General features: G+C 64.0%; 13 protein-coding genes and 1 pseudogene. 3 read left to right on the forward strand and 11 right to left on the reverse strand.

The genetic code is table 11. From position 1 onward, the window contains the following. Positions 1-22 precede the first annotated feature (22 nt). Positions 23-1,501: an amidohydrolase family protein gene (locus LDZ27_RS12975; RefSeq protein WP_244814473.1), complete on the reverse strand. Its 1,479-nt coding sequence runs from the start codon at positions 1,499-1,501 to the stop codon at positions 23-25. A gap of 2 nt (positions 1,502-1,503) precedes the next feature. Continuing rightward, positions 1,504-2,400, reverse strand: coding sequence for a MurR/RpiR family transcriptional regulator (locus LDZ27_RS12980; RefSeq protein ID WP_244814474.1), 897 nt, complete (start codon positions 2,398-2,400; stop codon positions 1,504-1,506). Positions 2,401-2,535: 135 nt separating this feature from the next. Between LDZ27_RS12980 and LDZ27_RS12985 the strand changes: the two genes are divergently transcribed. Next, on the forward strand, positions 2,536-3,810 hold the full coding sequence (locus tag LDZ27_RS12985) for an amino acid deaminase (RefSeq protein ID WP_244814475.1): 1,275 nt from the start codon (positions 2,536-2,538) through the stop codon (positions 3,808-3,810). Here the strand turns inward: LDZ27_RS12985 and LDZ27_RS12990 are convergent. Together LDZ27_RS12990 and LDZ27_RS12995 are read right to left on the reverse strand one after the other, a co-directional pair. After that, positions 3,807-4,271 (reverse strand): MarR family winged helix-turn-helix transcriptional regulator, encoded by a 465-nt coding sequence (locus LDZ27_RS12990; protein ID WP_244814476.1) that lies wholly within the window; start codon positions 4,269-4,271, stop codon positions 3,807-3,809. The two genes, LDZ27_RS12985 and LDZ27_RS12990, sit on opposite strands and share 4 nt — an antisense overlap. Before the next feature lie 32 nt (positions 4,272-4,303). Beyond that, positions 4,304-5,899, reverse strand: coding sequence for an MFS transporter (locus LDZ27_RS12995; RefSeq protein WP_244814477.1), 1,596 nt, complete (start codon positions 5,897-5,899; stop codon positions 4,304-4,306). A gap of 106 nt (positions 5,900-6,005) precedes the next feature. Between LDZ27_RS12995 and LDZ27_RS13000 the strand changes: the two genes are divergently transcribed. Further along, the gene (locus LDZ27_RS13000) at positions 6,006-6,854 is read left to right on the forward strand and encodes an EcsC family protein (protein WP_244814478.1); all 849 of its coding nucleotides are present in this window, start codon (positions 6,006-6,008) and stop codon (positions 6,852-6,854) included. On the opposite strand, the gene LDZ27_RS13005 is transcribed toward LDZ27_RS13000, so the two are convergent. The 3 genes from LDZ27_RS13005 to LDZ27_RS13015 all read right to left on the reverse strand — a co-directional run bounded on the left by LDZ27_RS13005 (position 6,824) and on the right by LDZ27_RS13015 (position 9,530). After that, positions 6,824-7,747: an alpha/beta hydrolase gene (locus LDZ27_RS13005; protein ID WP_244814479.1), complete on the reverse strand. Its 924-nt coding sequence runs from the start codon at positions 7,745-7,747 to the stop codon at positions 6,824-6,826. The genes LDZ27_RS13000 and LDZ27_RS13005 overlap by 31 nt on opposite strands. Before the next feature lie 13 nt (positions 7,748-7,760). Beyond that, positions 7,761-8,201, reverse strand: a complete 441-nt coding sequence (locus LDZ27_RS13010; RefSeq protein WP_244814480.1) for a CHRD domain-containing protein — start codon at positions 8,199-8,201, stop codon at positions 7,761-7,763. A 180-nt stretch (positions 8,202-8,381) separates the two neighbouring features. Beyond that, entirely contained in the window at positions 8,382-9,530 is a 1,149-nt protein-coding gene (locus tag LDZ27_RS13015; protein WP_244814481.1) for a porin, read from the reverse strand. 434 nt (positions 9,531-9,964) lie between these two features. On the opposite strand from LDZ27_RS13015, the gene LDZ27_RS13020 reads away from it, so the two are divergent. Next, on the forward strand, positions 9,965-10,900 hold the full coding sequence (locus tag LDZ27_RS13020; RefSeq protein WP_244814482.1) for a LysR family transcriptional regulator: 936 nt from the start codon (positions 9,965-9,967) through the stop codon (positions 10,898-10,900). A 51-nt stretch (positions 10,901-10,951) separates the two neighbouring features. Here LDZ27_RS13020 and LDZ27_RS13025 read toward each other — a convergent pair. From LDZ27_RS13025 to LDZ27_RS13040, 4 genes and pseudogenes are all read right to left on the reverse strand, one after another. Further along, positions 10,952-13,780, reverse strand: a pseudogene (locus LDZ27_RS13025) (ATP-binding protein); the annotation flags it as partial. A 364-nt stretch (positions 13,781-14,144) separates the two neighbouring features. Then, positions 14,145-14,795: a response regulator transcription factor gene (locus LDZ27_RS13030; RefSeq protein WP_244814484.1), complete on the reverse strand. Its 651-nt coding sequence runs from the start codon at positions 14,793-14,795 to the stop codon at positions 14,145-14,147. A 100-nt stretch (positions 14,796-14,895) separates the two neighbouring features. Beyond that, positions 14,896-15,576 carry a response regulator transcription factor gene (locus LDZ27_RS13035; RefSeq protein WP_244814485.1) on the reverse strand — a complete coding sequence of 227 codons (681 nt, stop codon included), beginning with the start codon at positions 15,574-15,576 and terminating at the stop codon, positions 14,896-14,898. 121 nt (positions 15,577-15,697) lie between these two features. Then, positions 15,698-16,327 (reverse strand): response regulator transcription factor, encoded by a 630-nt coding sequence (locus LDZ27_RS13040; RefSeq protein WP_244814486.1) that lies wholly within the window; start codon positions 16,325-16,327, stop codon positions 15,698-15,700. Positions 16,328-16,348 lie beyond the last annotated feature (21 nt).

The raw sequence follows: 16,348 nt of genomic DNA on the forward strand, positions 1-16,348 counted from the left end.
TCCTTTCTAACGCAACAAGTCTTCAAAACGCGCCGGCTGCATCGAGCTTCGATGCCGCGCCGCGCGCCACGAAACGTCCCGCGCGCGCGCCGGTCACGGCCGCCTCGCGATACGTCAAAACGCCATTCACCCAGACCGCGTCGATGCCGTCGGCCGCTTGCTGCGGCTTCGCGAACGTCGCGGCATCGCGCACGCGCTCGGGATCGAATACGACCAGATCCGCGTGATAGCCCACCTTCACTTCGCCCCGCTCGGCCAGCCCGAAACGCCGCGCCGACAGGCTCGTCATCTTGCGCACCGCCTCTTCGAGCGTGATGAGCGCCGTATCGCGCGCATAGTGGCCGAGCACGCGCGGAAACGCGCCCCACAAGCGCGGATGCGGCAGCGGATCGTTGGGCAGGCCATCGGAGCCGACCATCGTCGCGGGATGCGAGAGGATGCGCCGCACGTCGTCCTCCGACATGTTGTGATACACCGCGCCCGCCGGCTGCAAACGCCTCGCGGCGTCCTGCTGGCTCACGTTCCATTCAGCCGCGACCTCGCGAATCAGCTTGCCCGCCATTTCGGGATGCGGCTCCGACCACGTAATCGTGATGTCGATATCGCCCGTCACCTGCTTCAAATCCAGCGTCGATGAACTTCGGTTGTACGGATAGCAGTCGCAGCCGACGGGCTGTCCGTCGCGCACCGTCTCCAGCGATTTCAGCACGTCCACGCTGCGCCCCCAGTTCGACGGCCCCGCACACTTCAGATGCGAAATCACCACCGGCACGCGCGCATGACGGCCCACGCGATACGCCTCGTCCATCGCATCGAGGATTGCGTCGAATTCGGTGCGCATGTGCGTCGTGTAGAGCGCGCCCGCTTTGCCGAGCGGTTCGGCCAGCGCCTGCACTTCCTCGGGAGGCGCATTGAACGCCGATCCATACGCGAGCCCGCTCGACAAGCCGAGCGCGCCGTTGGCGAGCGCTTCTTCCAGTTGCGCGCGCATGCCGGCGACTTCGTCGGCGCTCGCGGCGCGATCGAGCCGGTCCATGTGATTGCTGCGCAGCGCCGTGTGGCCGATCAGCGCGCCGACGTTCACGGCCGGGCGCGCGTCGTTGACGGCATCGACATAGGCGGCGAAGGTCGGGTACTTGAACGCGGCGGAATCGCCGAGCAGGTTCATCGGGTCGGGCGGATCGCCCTTCAACGTCACGGGCGACGCGCTGATTCCGCAATTGCCGACGATCACCGTCGTCACGCCCTGCGTGATCTTCGGCATCATCTGCGGCGAGCGGATGACGTGCGTGTCGTCGTGCGTGTGCACGTCGATGAAACCGGGCGCGAGCACCTTCCCGCGCGCGTCGAACACGTCGCCTGCGCGCCAGTGCGACAAGCCGCCCGGCGCGGCGATCGCGACGATGCGCCCGTCGCGCACCGCGACATCGCGCTCGACGGCGGGGGCGCCCGTGCCATCGATCACGCGCGCGCCGACGATCAACGTATCAGCCGTTTCCATGACTAATCTCCCAAAGGTTGACGCTCGCCGCCGCCGCGATGCGCGTCGAGCGCGTGCTTCATGCGGCGCAGCAGCTCGCGGCTTTTGTCGGCCTGTTTGACGGCCAGTTCGGTGACGAGCAGATCGAGCGCCATCAACATCGCGTAGCGCGACGACGACGGCTTGTAGATGAAATCCGTTTCGATCGCGATGACGGGAATCAGCCAGTCCGCGAGCGCGCCGAGCGGCGACGCGGGCGCGGTCAGCGCAATCACGCGCGCGCCGTACTCGCGCGCGAGCCGGCAGCTTTCGACCATCTCGGGCGTTTGCCCCGTCACCGACAGCGCGACGACGACATGTTCCTTCGAGAGCGTCGCGGCCACCATGCGCTGCAGCAAGCCGTCCTGGTACGACGCCACCGGCCGCCCGAGCCGCACGAGGCGAAAACGCATTTCGTCGGCGAGCGCGGTCGATCCGCCGCCCATGCCGAACACGTAGATCATCGACGCGGCGGCGAGCGCATCGGCGGCGGGCGCGATCGGCGCGGCGCAGAGCGCGCCCTGATTCTGCGCGAGCGTGGTTTGCACTTCGTCGAAGATGCGCGCGGCGAGCGAGTCGGGCACGGCGTCGCCGTCGGCCGGATCGCGTTTGAGAAAGCGCTGCCCGACCGCCGCGGCCTGCGCGAGCCGCAGCTTCAGTTCGCGCACGTCCTGACAGCCGACCGCCTTCGCGAAGCGCGTGACCGTCGCGATGCTGACGTTCGCCTCTTCCGCCAGCGCGCCGATGCTCGCCCGCGACGCGCCCGTGAGATCGTCGAGGATCAGCGCGGCGACTTTGCGCTCGGCGCTGCGCAATTCCGGCGCGCGTTCGGCAATGCGGGCGACGATATCGAAACTGAGCGGATCGGCATGACTGTTCATCGGGTTTACGAGAGGCGCGTGTTACTAAATAACATTTTATCGACGATGCTACTTTGGGTACTATAGTTCCGTCAACAGGCGCTTGTATCGAGCGCCGACAGAAAGGCATCTATTCGAACGATGGAGCAGCAGCACATGAAAGTTACAAACTATCAGAGCGCGACGATCGACCCGTTCGGCAAGGGTCTCGGCATGGTGCCGGGCACAGGCATCCAGCTAGGCGACGCCGGCCGCCTGCAATGGAACCTGCTCGACGAGGACGTGAGCCTGCCCGCCGCCGTGCTGTACGCGGAACGCATCGAGCACAACCTGAAGTGGATGCAGGCGTTCGTCGGCGAGTACGGCGTGAAGCTCGCGCCGCACGGCAAGACGACGATGGCGCCGCAGCTCTTTCGCCGACAGCTCGACACCGGCGCCTGGGGCATCACGCTCGCGACGGCGCATCAAGTGCGCGCGGCGTATCGCGGCGGCGTGCATCGCATCCTGATGGCCAATCAGCTCGTCGGCAAACGCAACATGGGCATGATCGCGGAACTGCTGACCGATCCGAATTTCGAGTTCTTCTGTCTCGTGGATTCGGCGGACGGCGTGGATCAACTCGGCGCGTTCTTTTCGGACGTGCGCAAGAAGTTGAACGTGCTCGTGGAACTGGGCGTGCCCGGCGGACGCACCGGCGTGCGCGACGATGCGCAGCGCGAAGCGGTACTCGCGGCCATCGCGCGGTGGCCGGGCGTCATCGAACTGGCGGGCGTGGAGTTGTACGAAGGCGTGCTGCAGGACGAATCGAAGGTGCGCGAATTCCTGAAGAGCGCGGTGGACGTCACGCGCAAGCTGATCGCGGAAGGCAGGATCGCGCGCAAGCCGGCCATTCTTTCGGGCGCGGGATCGGCGTGGTACGACGTCGTCGCCGACGAATTCGCCAAGGCGAACAGCGACGCCATCGAAGTCGTGCTGCGTCCCGGCTGCTATCTGACGCACGACGTCGGCATCTACAAGAAGGCGCAAAACGAAATTTTCGCGCGCAATCCGATCGCGAAGAAGATGGGGCAGGGTTTGAAGCCCGCGCTGCAGTTGTGGGCCTATGTGCAGTCGATTCCCGAGCCTGACCGCGCGATCATCGGTCTCGGCAAGCGCGATTCCGCGTTCGATGCCGGCATGCCGGAGCCGGCGAAGCATTATCGGCCCGGCAACGACGCGCCGCGCGACGTGTCAGCGGACGAAGGCTGGGAGATTTTCGGCCTGATGGATCAGCACGCGTATCTGCGCATCAAGCCGGGCGACGACGTGAAAGTGGGCGACATGATCGCGTTCGACATTTCGCATCCGTGCCTCACGTTCGACAAGTGGCGTCAGATTCTCGTCGTGGATCCGAAATATCGCGTGACGGAAGTGATCGAGACGTTCTTCTAAGCCTTGTCGCCGACGGTGGCCGCCGCGTTCGCCGCGGCCACTTCCTGAATGCGCGCTTCGAGCATGTGCAGCGCGCCCGAGAGCGCCTCGATGGCGTCGTCGGGCATCGCGGCCATCGTGTCGTGCAGGAACGCATTGCGGCGCGGCAGGCTTTCTTCGGCGGCGGCGCGGCCTTGCGCCGTCAGCGCGACGTTGGACACGCGATTGTCGCGCGCATCGACGCTGCGCACGACCCAGCCGAGCGCTTCCAGCGTCTTCAACTGGCGCGTGAGCGCGCCGGGATCGACGCGCAAACGCTCGACGAGCGTCTTCTGCGAGACCACGCCCGCGCGCTCGTGCAGCGCGAGCAGGATGCGCCAGCGCGGCATCGGCTGGCCGACCGCCGATTCGAACGCCGACATGAACGCGCGATACGTGCGCCCGAACTGTTGCACCACGGCGATACGGTCCTGTTCGTTCATGTCAGGGCTTCCATCTTTCGCTTTCATCTTTCTCACTCGGCGAGGATGACCGGTTCCTGCGGTCCTTTCAAGCGAACCGGCGGCACCCGGCGCGACTGCCACACCGAAATCACCGCGACCACCGCGGCAACCGCGAGACCGATGTGAATGGCGGCGACGAGCGCCTCGCGCGCCGCTTCGAGCAGCAGCGCGCCGTCATGACCCGCCGCCGCGAGCTGCGCGAGCAGCGTCTGTTGCCCTTCGTGATTGATGAGGATCTGCGGATCGGAGAGATCGCCGAACCAGCGCGTCGCGTGGTCCTTTTCCAGCGCGAGGCTCACGCCGCTCGCATAAAGATGGCTCACGAGCGTGCCGGTGAGCGCGGTGCCGATCATCCCGCCGATCATGCGCAGCGATTGCAGGAGCGCCGTCGCGATGCCGAGATGCTGGCGGCCCGCCGTCTGCTGCGCGAACACGGTGAGGTTCGGCATGACGAAGCCGAGTCCGAGCCCGCCGAGCAGCATGAACACGAGCAGCAGCCCGCGCGGCATCGCGTGCGTGGCGATCACCACGCCGAGACACGACACGGCGAGGCAGGCGAAGCCGATATAGAGCATCGGATTCGCGTTCGGCAGACGCGTGACGATGCGCCCGTTCAGGATGCTGCCGATCGTGATGAACACGACGAGCGGCGTAATCATCATGCCCGCGTCTTTCGGCGACATCCCGAAGCCGCCCTGAAAGAGCAGCGGCGCATAGAAAAGCAGCGAGAACATCGTGAAGCCGCCGAGCATCGCGAGCGTGAAAAGCGCAGCCAGGCTCTGATTGCGGAACATGTCGATGGGAAGGATCGCGTAGTCGCAGCGCATCTCCCATTTCCAGAGCGCGTAGCCAGCGATGACGCTCGCCGCCAGCAAGGCGATGCTCTCGGGACCGAGGCCGTGCTTCGGCAACAATTCGACGAACAATTGCAGCGCGCCGAGCGCGATGGCGATCAGGGCGGCGCCCGGCCAGTCGAGACGCATCTTGCCTTCGTGCGCGACGTGCCTCAGATGCGGCAGAAAGCGCCACACGAAAAAGAGCGACAGCACGCCGACCGGCAGATTGACGTAGAACACTGAACGCCAGCCGTAATACTGCGTGAGAATGCCGCCGAGCGACGGCCCGACCGCATTTGCGATGCCGAACGCGGAACTCATCAGCACTTGCCAGCGCAGACGCACGACGTTGTCGGGGAAGAGATCCGCGATGCACGCGAACGCCGTGCCGACGAGCATCCCGCCGCCGATGCCCTGCAAGCCGCGCGCGAGCACGAGGAACATCATGCTGTTGGCGAGCCCGCACAGCACCGAGGCGACCGTGAACACGACGATCGACGCGATCACGAAGGGCTTGCGGCCGTAGTAATCGCCGAGCCGCCCGAAAATGGGCACGGTGATGACGGATGTCAGAAGATAGGAAGTCGCCACCCACGCGTAGAGGTCGAAGCCCCTAAGCTCGGCGACGATAGTCGGCAGCGCGGTGCCGACGACCGTTTGGTCGAGTGCGACCAGCATGGTGACGAAGGAAATGCCCAGCATCGCCATGAGGGACTCGCGAAACGGCAGAACTTGCCCGCTCGAATGATGCGCGGCTGTATGAACGGCCATCTTTTGTAGACGCAATGATTGACTAGTCAACGGAAAGTGAATCATAGCACGCTGTTGCGCTCTAAGTTGCGTGGTCAATCACTCATTCCGGATCAAGAAACAAAGCATGGAACCGACGCCCATCATCACTTCGCCGCTCACGCCCGAGGACTTCGCCGCCCTCTCCCGCGCCAAGGAAGCGCTCGAAAGCCCGTCGCTGACGATGAAGCTCGCGAGCGTCATCGGCGCGCCGATTGAAAAACTGATGGGCCGCCTGCCCGGTGCCGCGCAGGAAAAGGTCGACGAGGCCACGCAGCTCGCGCTGCGAAAGTGCCTGCAGCTCGCGCTGCGCACGCTCGGCAAAGGCGCGCCCGCCGATTCGCTGCTCGCGCCGCCGCCCGACAAGCCCAGCAATTTCCTGCACAAGCTGGCCGTCGCGACGACCGGCGCGGCGGGTGGCGCGTTCGGACTGCTCGCGCTTCCGGTCGAATTGCCTGTCACGACGACGCTCATGTTTCGCTCGATTTGCGACATCGCGCGCAGCGAGGGCGAGGACGTGCATCGCGTGGAAACGCAGCTTCAGTGCATGATGGTGCTCGGCATGGGCGGCACGCGTCGCGACGACGACAACGCCGACCTCGGCTACTTCATCGTGCGCGGCGCGCTCGCGCAATCGGTGTCGCGCGCGACGACCGAGATCACGGCGAAGGGACTTGGCGGCCACGGATCGACGGCGCTCCTCAAGTTTCTCCAGACCATCGCCTCGCGCTTCTCCGTGCAGGTCAGCGAACAGGTCGCCGCCAAGTCGATTCCGGCCATCGGCGCGGTGCTGGGCGCGATGGTCAACACGGTGTTCATCGACCATTTCCAGCAGATGGCGCACGGACACTTCACCGTGCGGCGCCTGGAACGCCAGTACGGGACGGCGGCGGTCGAGCGCGCGTATCAGACGATCGAGGTGATGGGCGCGCGATGATCGCGTGCCGGCGCGGTGGCGACTTCGCCGATGAAGCGCCCCGCGAGCGCGAGCGCCTCGCGCGCCTCGGGCATGAACGGCGCCCATATCTGGAAGATGTGCGGCACGTTGCGCCACAGTTGCAACTCGGCGCGAACGCCCGCCGCGCGCGCTTTTTCGACGACGCGAGTGGAGTCGTCGAGCAGCAATTCGGTATCGCCCGCCTGAATCAGCAGCGGCGGCAAGCCGTCGAAACGGCCGAAGAGCGGCGACGCGTAGGGATGCGTGGCGTCGGCATCGCCGAGATATTGCGCAGCGACCTGCGGAAACACTGCGGCGTGGAACATGGGATCGCGGCCCTCGTTCGTCCGCATCGACGCGCCGCTGCACGTCAGATCCGTCCACGGAGAGAAAAGCACGCCGCCTGCGGGAAGCGGGTCGCCCGCATCGCGCAGCGCGACCAACGTGGCGAGCGCGAGACCGCCGCCGGCTGAATCCCCGGCGATGATCGTGGCTTCGGGCGCGATGCCATCGGCGAGCAACGCGCGATAGGCGGCGACGGCGTCATCCACGGCGGCGGGAAAGCGGTGCTCGGGCGCGAGGCGGTAATCGAGCGAGAAGACGTTCGCCCGCGCGCGCACCGCGAGTCCGAAGCTGATCGCGCGATGACTGCGCGGCGAGCAGAAGTAATAGCCGCCGCCGTGCAAGTACAGAATCGTCCGGCGCGATGTGGCGTTGCGCAGCCATTCGCCGTCATCGCCGGTCTGAAGACGCCAGCCATCGGGCACGCCCGGCGACCATAAGCGACGCGACGTGTACGCGCGGGCTCGCCCGACGTCGAGTTCGGGCTTGGCCGTCTCCGGGCGCATGCGGCGCCGCACTGCCCAGCACGCGAGCGCGCTTTGCCAGCTCATCGTTCGCTGGAGCCTAGTTGGACGGCATCACCTGACCGCGAATCTCCCCGGTCGGGTTCTCCTGCGTATGAATATTGAAGTACCACTGGCCGCCCATCAGATCGGCGACTTGCTGCTCGGTAAGCGTCGCCCGACCTTTCATCGGGCTCGCGAGCGCGCGCTTGTCGACGGGAACCTGCACCTTTGCGTTCTGGCCGACGGGCGCCGGGCCGTGGAAGTGCGCCATCGTGACGGGACCGGAGAGGTCGGCGTAGGTCGCGGTCCACGTCAGGACCTTGCTGTCGGTGTCGAAGGTGGCGTCGAGCGTGCCGTGTCCCTTGCTGACGCGCGGCGGAACTTCGCTCGATGGCTGAAGGTTGGCTTTCAGCGCGACGGTGTCGGCGTGAGCGGCGTTCGAGCCGAGAAGCGCGAGGATGAATGCTGCGGTTACTACTGGACTGCGCGTCGAGATCATTCCCGGTCTCCTTTTTCTCGCGAGCCGGCGCGGTGGGGATGCGTTGGTCGCATCGTGAATGGTAGTGCATCCGGATGGGAGGCGCAGTTCGCTGCTTCCTCGACCGGTAAACGCAGAAAGGGCGCCTTGCGGCGCCCTTTCCTTGCTAGCTTGCTACGGCTTGGTACTGCTTAAGCCGATTTAGAAGCGGTGACGGATACCGGTCGTCACGAGAAGCTGACGGCTGCTCGACGAGGGGCCGGTCGCGCCGTTGATGCTTGCCACCGGATACTGTCCTTCCGGCAGACCGCTGGCGATTTGCATCACGCCTTCAGCATAGATGTCCGTGCGCTTCGACAGTGCGTAGTCCGTTTGCAGACCGAATTGGTGATAACGGACGCGGGTCGATTCCAGCGAATTGTTGGTCTTCGCGTTCGTGAACGTGTACGCAGCACCCAGCGACAACGCCGGCGTCATTGCATAGCGAGCGTTGAGTTCGTAGTTGTTGACGATGTTGGAGAAGTCGTACAACGCGTTGTTGTTGTCTTCGCGAGTCTGCGTCCACAACAGACCAAACGTCATCGCGCCAGCCGAGAAGCTGCCGCCTGCGCCGAACGTGCGCAGACGTTCGGTCGACATGAAGGCGGAGGTAAGCGGCGTCGCGACGTCTTCCGTAATCGCTCCGTCACCGTTTGCATTCAGGCCGTTTGCCTGCGTATAAGCTGCGCCGACCTTGAACGGACCGTTCGCGTAACCAGCGCCCAGGCTGTATGCACGGTTGTCCGCGAAGCCACCGGACGTGTTCGAGAACGCGTAAGCGCCGGCGAACGACAGACCTGCGTAGTTAGCGCTGACGAACTTCACCGAGTTGTTGACACGGAAAGCGTCGCCATCGAGGTTGTCCAGGTCGCCCGGGTGAGCGAAGTACTTGCCGCCCCAGGTACCCGTTGCGCTTACCGGGCCGAGGTAATCCGCCACGGCGTCCGTCTGACGGCCCAGCGTCACCGTGCCGGCTTGCGTCGACAGACCGACATAGGCTTGGCGACCGAACATGCGGCCATCGGTGCTCTTTCCGTTTGCAACGTCGAAACCGCTTTCCAGGCGGAAAATCGCCTTCATGCCGCCGCCCAGATCTTCGGCGCCGCGCAGGCCCCAACGGCTCATTTGGGCGTTGCCGCCGCTCATGCTCCACGAGTTGTTCTTGTAGTGGTCGGCATCAATCGGTGCCTGAACGTTGTTCACATACGTGAAGCCCGCATCGACCAGGCCATACAGCGTAACGCTGCTCTGCGCGCTGGCAGCGGTCGCAAACGATGCAGCCACGGCCGCTACAATCAGAGTCTTTTTCATGTGTGTTCCTTTGAAAGAGTCGTATGACTCGATAGGGTTGCTCGCGGCGTCACGACATCTCGGGATCGACTCCCTTCGTATGCCTTTCGCCGATATTCGGCAGCCCAAAGTTTATGGCCCGCCTTTTTGCAGCCACCACCCCACGAACACACAAAAATATTTTCGAAAAATTCGAAAAGTGCAATTTCAATATGAGTAAACGCTTAGGCCGCCTGCACTTACCGCAGCGGTGAAATCTTGCCTCGCTCACGCGATCGCCCTGCGAGTTGCGGACATGCGACAGTGGTCTCATAACCACACGCCGTCACAGTCGGACTGCTCCGATTACCTTGCTCGACGGACACCATTAACATCGCGCACGCGAGAGCGACGCTGTCTGCGCTCCATCCATCAAGCAAAGAGCGCCGTCCATCGCTCGCAAGGTTGTCCGTAACATGAACCAACTCCAGGCGATGCGCGTCTTCCTCAAAGTCGCCGAAACCGAGTCCTTCGGCCGCGCGGCCGCGGCGCTCGATCTCTCCAACGCCGTCATCACGCGTTATGTCTCGTTGCTCGAGACACACCTCAACACGCGCTTGCTGAACCGCACCACCCGCAGCTTGTCGCTCACCGAAGCCGGCAGGGCGTATGCCGATGGCTGTCGCGCGGTGATCGAACAGGTGGAATCCATCGAAGCGGCAGTGGCGAAAAGTTCCGTCGATCCGTCAGGAACGCTGAAGATCGTCGCATCGGCGTCGTTCTCGCTGCTGGAACTGACGCCCATGCTGCGCGCCTATCGCGACCGTTATCCGAGCGTCAAGCTGCGTCTCACGCTGTTGCATCGTCCGGTCGATCTCGTCGACGAAGGCTTCGATGCCGGCATCGTCGTGCCGCATCTGGTGAACAGCGGTACGCTCATCAACCGGCCGTTGTTTAAGGTGGCGGCGGCGCTCATCGCGTCGCCCGACTATCTGCACCGGCGCGGCACGCCTGCGCGACCGTCCGCGCTGTCGAAACACGACTTCGTCGCGCCGTCCGCCGACATGCACGGCTCGACGTGGACGTTCGTCGGTCCGTCGGGCGTACAGGAAAACGTGTCGCTGGATCCGGCTTATACGGTGAACAGTTCGCCCATGCTGCGGCAGGCGGCGCTCTGCGGCATGGGCGTGGCCGTGCTGCCTCTCAGTTACGTGACGGGCGACATCGAGACCGGCGCGCTGGTGCGCCTGTTTCCGGGCCATACGGTCAAGGACGCGGACAAGGAAGTGTCGATCGTCTATCCGGGGCGCCGGCACGTTTCCGCGAAGACGCGCTCGTTCGTGGATTTCGCGCTCGCGTACTTTCGAGATCGCGTGCCCGCCGAACCGGGCGTGGCCGGCGCAGCGGATTAGCGGCCCAGCGCAAGGAAAAGCGCGATGCGTGGACATCGCGCTTTGGCCGCACTATGCGATGGCGGCGCCCTTCGCCTCGATGCGCTCGAGCAGCGCGGTGCATCGTTCGATCAGTGCCCTGCCGTCGCGCCGCCAGGCATCGCGGTCCTTCTTCGGCAAATCGCGTCGGAACGCCTCCAGCGCCGCGAGCAACGGACGATATTGCAGCACGCTCACGGCGCCCACCACGCGATGATGCCACTCGCGCAGATGCTCGACGGTGCCATGTTCCAGCAGCGGCTCGAGCGCTTTTAGATCGTCGCGGAACGAAGAAACGAAGGCGTCCAGCAGCGCCTTCACCGTCGCCTCGCTGCCCCATAACTGAGCCATGGCGCTCAGGTCCAGTTCGTCGTCATCGCCGCGTTTCGGCTCGAACGCGCGGTGCCGCTGCGCTTCGTGCCGCTGATCGGCGCGCTCAGGCGTTTTCCATCGGTTCAGATGCTCGCGCAACGTGGCAAGACGCGTCGGCTTGACGAGGCAATCGTCCATGCCCGCCTCGCGGCAACGTGTCAACTCGGACGCGGACGTGCTCGCGGTAATGGCGAGAATCGGCAGGCGCGCCGCCCTGCCGCGCTCCTTCGCGCGAACGCGCCTCGCCAGTTCGTAGCCGGTCATGTTCGGCATATGACAATCGGTGATGAGAAAGCCGTAGCGCGTCGTCTCGAGCGCCGCGAGCGCCTCGACGCCGTCCTGCACGACATCGCATGCGAAGCCGAGCAGCGAAAGCTGATGCCGGATCAACTCCTGATTCACCGGATGGTCTTCGGCAACGAGCACGAGATTGCCGCTGTGCAGCGCCTGTTCGCGGCACGGCGGCTCCATCCGCCCTGCCGGAGCGAGCGTTGCGCGCACGGCGACCTGCGGCATGCCCGTCAGCGCCGCGACGCACGCCGCGCCCAGCCCGCGCCACGACAGCGGGTTCACGCTCACGCGGATGTGGTCCTCGAGAATGCGATAGCCGGTCGGCTTCGGTTTCTCGGTGACGTGGATCACGCGCGATCCGAGCGGCAGCGACGCCTTGCGCGTTTCGCTGAAGAAAACGAGATCGACGCCATCGAACGTGTGGATGTCGCGCAGCCGCGCGTCGTCAGGCGCAATGCGCTCCAGTTCCAGTCCGAGCGCCTGACCGTGACCGAGCAGCGCGCTCGCGACTCCGTTGTCTTCGACCGCGACGATGCCGCGCCGGCCGCGCAGTCCGTCCATCTGATAGTGCTGCATCTCGACGGGCATCCTGAGCCGAACGGTCATCGACGTGCCCGTGCCGACTTCGCTTCGCAGCGCAAGCGTGCCGCCCATGAGATCGACGAGGCGGTTGCAGATCGTAAGCCCGAGGCCCGTGCCGCCGAAGCGACGCGTGGTCGACGTCTCCGCCTGGACGAACGGCTCGAAAAGTCTCTCCTGCGCCGCCGGATCGATGCCGATGCCCGTATCGCTCACGCACAGTTCGATCACCTGCTCCGCGCCGCGCGCTTGCACCGCGCTCACGTGCACCGCGACTTCGCCCTTGTTGGTGAACTTGATCGCGTTGCTCATCAGATTGAAGAGAATCTGACGCAGGCGCACGCTGTCGCAGCGCAGGGACGCGGCCACGTCCGGCGCGACTTCCACGCGCACCCGCAAGCCTTTCTCGTGCGCGCGCCCGGCGAGCAGGCCGACGGCGTTATCCACGAGTTCCCGCAAGTCGATCGGTGTCGATTCGATCGAGAGGCGCCCGGCTTCGATCTTCGTGTAATCGAGTAGGTCGTCGAGAATCTGCAGCAGCGCGCCCGCGGAGTCCTGAATCATGCCGAGCATCTGCGACTGATCCGCATTGAGCGGCGTGTTTTCCATGACTTCGACGAGTCCGAGCACGCCATTCATCGGCGTGCGAATCTCGTGACTCATCATCGCGAGGAAGTCGTCCTTCGCGCGCGACGCCGCCTCCGCTGCGTCGCGCGCACGCGCGAGTTCTTCGGCTCGCGCGTGTTCGACGCTCGCATCGGCCCAATAGCCGCTCCACACAACCGAGCCGTCTTCCTCGCGGTGGGCGACGAGGTCCGCGCGTATCCACCGGAGCGTGCCCTTGACGGCGGAGCGGAACTCGGTGTGCACCGGCTCCAGCGTGCGCGACGACGCTTCGATCTCTTCGAGCAGGCGGCCGCTGTCCGCTGCATCGACGTGTCGAAGGACGTTGGTCGGATCGTCGGCAAGCGCGGCGAGGTCGAGGCCCAGTAACTGCCGCGTGTCCCCGTCGATATAGGGAAGGCTGTATCTGCCATTGCTCGTCCGGCGCAACTGGAACACGACGGCGGGCAATGACCGCGTGACGTCCTGCAGGCGCTGCTCGGTCTCGCGCGCGCGCAGTTCGGCGTCGCGGATATCGGTGATGTCGATCATCGTCCCCACGACGCCCACGCGCTCGCCGTTGGACGAGGAGAACGCGCCCGTCCAGAAGAGGCCATAACGCGCGCGGCCGCGGCTGTCGACGAATTCGGCTTCGATCTGATGACGCTTGCCGGAATTGAGCGTTGCCGCGGAGATATCGTCGAGCAGACGGCTCGGCCCCTCGCCCCACGCGCCGACTTCGACGCAATCGCGCCCGATAATGTCCTCTCGCCGCACGCCGAGCGTCTCCTCGAACGCCCGGTTGACAGCGATATACCGATTCTCCGTGTCCTTCGCGACAAGCGGATATGGAACCACCTCCATCATCGTCTGCTGAAAACTGAGCTGGGTGGCGAGGCGTTGTTCGGTCAGGACGCGCCGGTTCATCTCGCGCTGGAGAAGCAGGAATGCGCGCAGCGTGACCAGCAGCACCGCGGCCACGCCGATGAGTATGGGCAGCAGGCGCAGCGCGCTGATGCCGGCAGAACGAGGGACCCCTTGTGCGACCGTCTGCTGCAAGGGGCGCAAGACATCGTGACTCTTATCCAATGATGCGTGCTGCGCGCCCGCGACCAGATGAGAAGGCGTTGACGGATTCCGGTCGGACGCCCAAACATCGCGCGCGCCCGCAAGACCGAAGGCGGATGCAAGGATACAAACGACGAACCAGTAACGCGCCAGCAAGGATCTCATCTCGGCTCTCTGGGAAGTAGGCGCTCGGGCGCCGGGCGACGGCGCAGCGATGGCAAAACTTAAGAGTCTGACCGTGCGTGCGGCCGAGGAGAATCGGAGGTGTCCGAAATAATTCTTAGGACGCTCCGAAAATGCGCAGTTACGTGGCTTAGACGAGTCCGACCTGACGCAAGTATTCGACGAGTTCCGTTTCCGTATCCAGGCCGAGCTTGCGCATGCCGCTTCTCTTCTGCGTTGCGATGGTTTTGCTGCTCCGGCCGAAATGCTTGGCGATCTCGTGGATCAGAAGCCCGCTCGCGTACAGACGGAAGACTTCCCACTCGCGCTTGCTGAGGACTCCGGCGCGCGCAGGCGACGCACCCGGAAGCCCGTTCAGTGCCTGCGCGACCGACGGCGAAAGAAATGAGCCACCGCCCCGCGTGACCGTGACGGCGTCCATCAGGCATTCCAGCGGATCGCGCTTGTCGACGATTCCGTCGATACCCAACTGAAGCAAGCCCGCGAGCATCCGGCTATGGGAAATCATCGTCACCACGATGACTTTCGGGCGCCGCTCCTGCCACGACAGACGCCTGAGAAACGCGATCGAATTGCTCTCGCCATCGATGCCGCGCATGCCGATGTCCGCGAAGACGTAATCGCATGGCGCGGCGTCGAGTGCCTCGGCGAGTCCGAGCGTGTCATGAGCCGTGGCGACTACTTCTATTGCACCGTCGCGCTCGAGAAAGCATTGAATGCCCTTTACGACGGCGGAATGATCGTCCGCGATAATGGCCCTCAGCGGCGATGTCTGTCTCATATCTTTTTAGTTCTGATTCGAGCGAGCAGCAGTTTTCGGCATGAACCCCGCTGGCTCTGTGCGAGTCGAAAAGTCGGAACCGGGATATTTCCCGTATTCCTTAAATCAGATCGCTGTCTGCGATAAAGCGGAAAAGATCGGCGTCCGTGGACAAATCGAGCTTTCGCATTGCGGCACATTTTTGCGCGCTGATGGTCTTCACGCTGCGTCCCAATTCTTTCGCGATTTCGGTGACGTTCGAACCGCGCGCATAGCGCTCGATGACTTCGAGTTCGCGACCGGTCAGCCGCTGGCGAATGAAGCGCGCGCGGCTTTCCACATTCGCGACGGCGAGCGTGCGGCGAATGGCCGGCCCGAGATAGGTTTCGTTCGCGAGCGCCGAAACGATGGCGACGTAAATGAGGTCGAGCCGGTCTTCCTTGCTCAGGAACGCATGCGCGCCGGCCTCCAATGCTTGCCTGACGAGCGCGGGACTATCGCTGCGCGAAAGGACGACGATTCTAACTTCCGGATAAGCATGCGCAATATGTTGAATCATGGGTACGCCATCGCCATACCGGCCGCCTGGCATATAAAAATCCACGATAACGACGTCACATTCGCTGCGAGCAAGCGACTCGTCCAATTGCGTTGAATCCGCACTGCGGCTCACGACTTCCACATTAGGGAAGTTCCCCGCAAGCCCCTCGATTGCGAGTGTGACAAGCGGATGATCGTCCGCTATGGCCAGCCTTATCCGCTTTGCGTGCGAAAAAAGGTGGCTCTCATTCCCGAATTCCATCGAAACTAACCCCAACGTTATGCGACCTTACATCGCTTTAAGCCGCGAAATACAAGCATCGGATACCGCACCCCCAAAAGACATAAGATGCATCCGAAATCAAAATGCATCGCCGCTCAATTCAGCCGAGTCCCTGCGCTCTGACAAAAGCGAACAAACCCGGGTCATTTCTCACTCCGAGCTTGTGCATCGCGTCGCGCTTCTGACGACTGATGGTTCGCACGTCGCGCTGAAGTTCCTTTGCGATTTCAGTGATTGACCTGCCCTTTGCGAACAGCTTGACGACTTCTACTTCCCTTGGCGAAAGCCGCGGCGCTTCCGGCGAAAATTCGCGTTCCTTACCCGCCTCGGCGAGCGCCGCGACGAAAGAAGCGCTCACGTAGCGGCGCGCCATGCTCGCGTGCCGGACGGCCGTCGGCACGAGTTCGATCGGCTCTGCCTTATTGACGAGCCCCATCGCGCCGGCATTCAGGATGGAGCGCAGAATCGCGACATTGCTGACGCTCGTCAGCACCACGATGCCGATGTCCCGCCATTCCTGCCGGACCGTGCGAATGAGCCGCAGCCCGTCGTGCGCGTCCGGTCCCGGTTCGGGCATCGCGAAATCAGTGACGAGCACGTCGCACGGTGTTTTTGCCAGCACGGCGAGCAGCGTGCTTGCATTGGGTGCTTCTCCAACTACCGTTAATCCCTTGTCGGCGTGAAATAACGCTTTCATCCCGAGCAGGACGAAAGGATGGTCGTCCGCCAAAACTACACGAAGTATCAAGAG

Source organism: Caballeronia sp. Lep1P3 (assembly GCF_022879595.1).
Taxonomy (GTDB): domain Bacteria; phylum Pseudomonadota; class Gammaproteobacteria; order Burkholderiales; family Burkholderiaceae; genus Caballeronia.

What these genes read in the sequence shown, in the direction of transcription:
- LDZ27_RS12975 (WP_244814473.1), bottom strand. Translation starts at nt 1,501, where the DNA reads ATGGAAACGGCTGATACGTTGATCGTCGGCGCGCGCGTGATCGATGGC.
- LDZ27_RS12980 (WP_244814474.1), bottom strand. Translation starts at nt 2,400, where the DNA reads ATGAACAGTCATGCCGATCCGCTCAGTTTCGATATCGTCGCCCGCATT.
- LDZ27_RS12985 (WP_244814475.1), top strand. Translation starts at nt 2,536, where the DNA reads ATGAAAGTTACAAACTATCAGAGCGCGACGATCGACCCGTTCGGCAAG.
- LDZ27_RS12990 (WP_244814476.1), bottom strand. Translation starts at nt 4,271, where the DNA reads ATGAACGAACAGGACCGTATCGCCGTGGTGCAACAGTTCGGGCGCACG.
- LDZ27_RS12995 (WP_244814477.1), bottom strand. Translation starts at nt 5,899, where the DNA reads ATGGCCGTTCATACAGCCGCGCATCATTCGAGCGGGCAAGTTCTGCCG.
- LDZ27_RS13000 (WP_244814478.1), top strand. Translation starts at nt 6,006, where the DNA reads ATGGAACCGACGCCCATCATCACTTCGCCGCTCACGCCCGAGGACTTC.
- LDZ27_RS13005 (WP_244814479.1), bottom strand. Translation starts at nt 7,747, where the DNA reads ATGAGCTGGCAAAGCGCGCTCGCGTGCTGGGCAGTGCGGCGCCGCATG.
- LDZ27_RS13010 (WP_244814480.1), bottom strand. Translation starts at nt 8,201, where the DNA reads ATGATCTCGACGCGCAGTCCAGTAGTAACCGCAGCATTCATCCTCGCG.
- LDZ27_RS13015 (WP_244814481.1), bottom strand. Translation starts at nt 9,530, where the DNA reads ATGAAAAAGACTCTGATTGTAGCGGCCGTGGCTGCATCGTTTGCGACC.
- LDZ27_RS13020 (WP_244814482.1), top strand. Translation starts at nt 9,965, where the DNA reads ATGAACCAACTCCAGGCGATGCGCGTCTTCCTCAAAGTCGCCGAAACC.
- LDZ27_RS13030 (WP_244814484.1), bottom strand. Translation starts at nt 14,795, where the DNA reads ATGAGACAGACATCGCCGCTGAGGGCCATTATCGCGGACGATCATTCC.
- LDZ27_RS13035 (WP_244814485.1), bottom strand. Translation starts at nt 15,576, where the DNA reads ATGGAATTCGGGAATGAGAGCCACCTTTTTTCGCACGCAAAGCGGATA.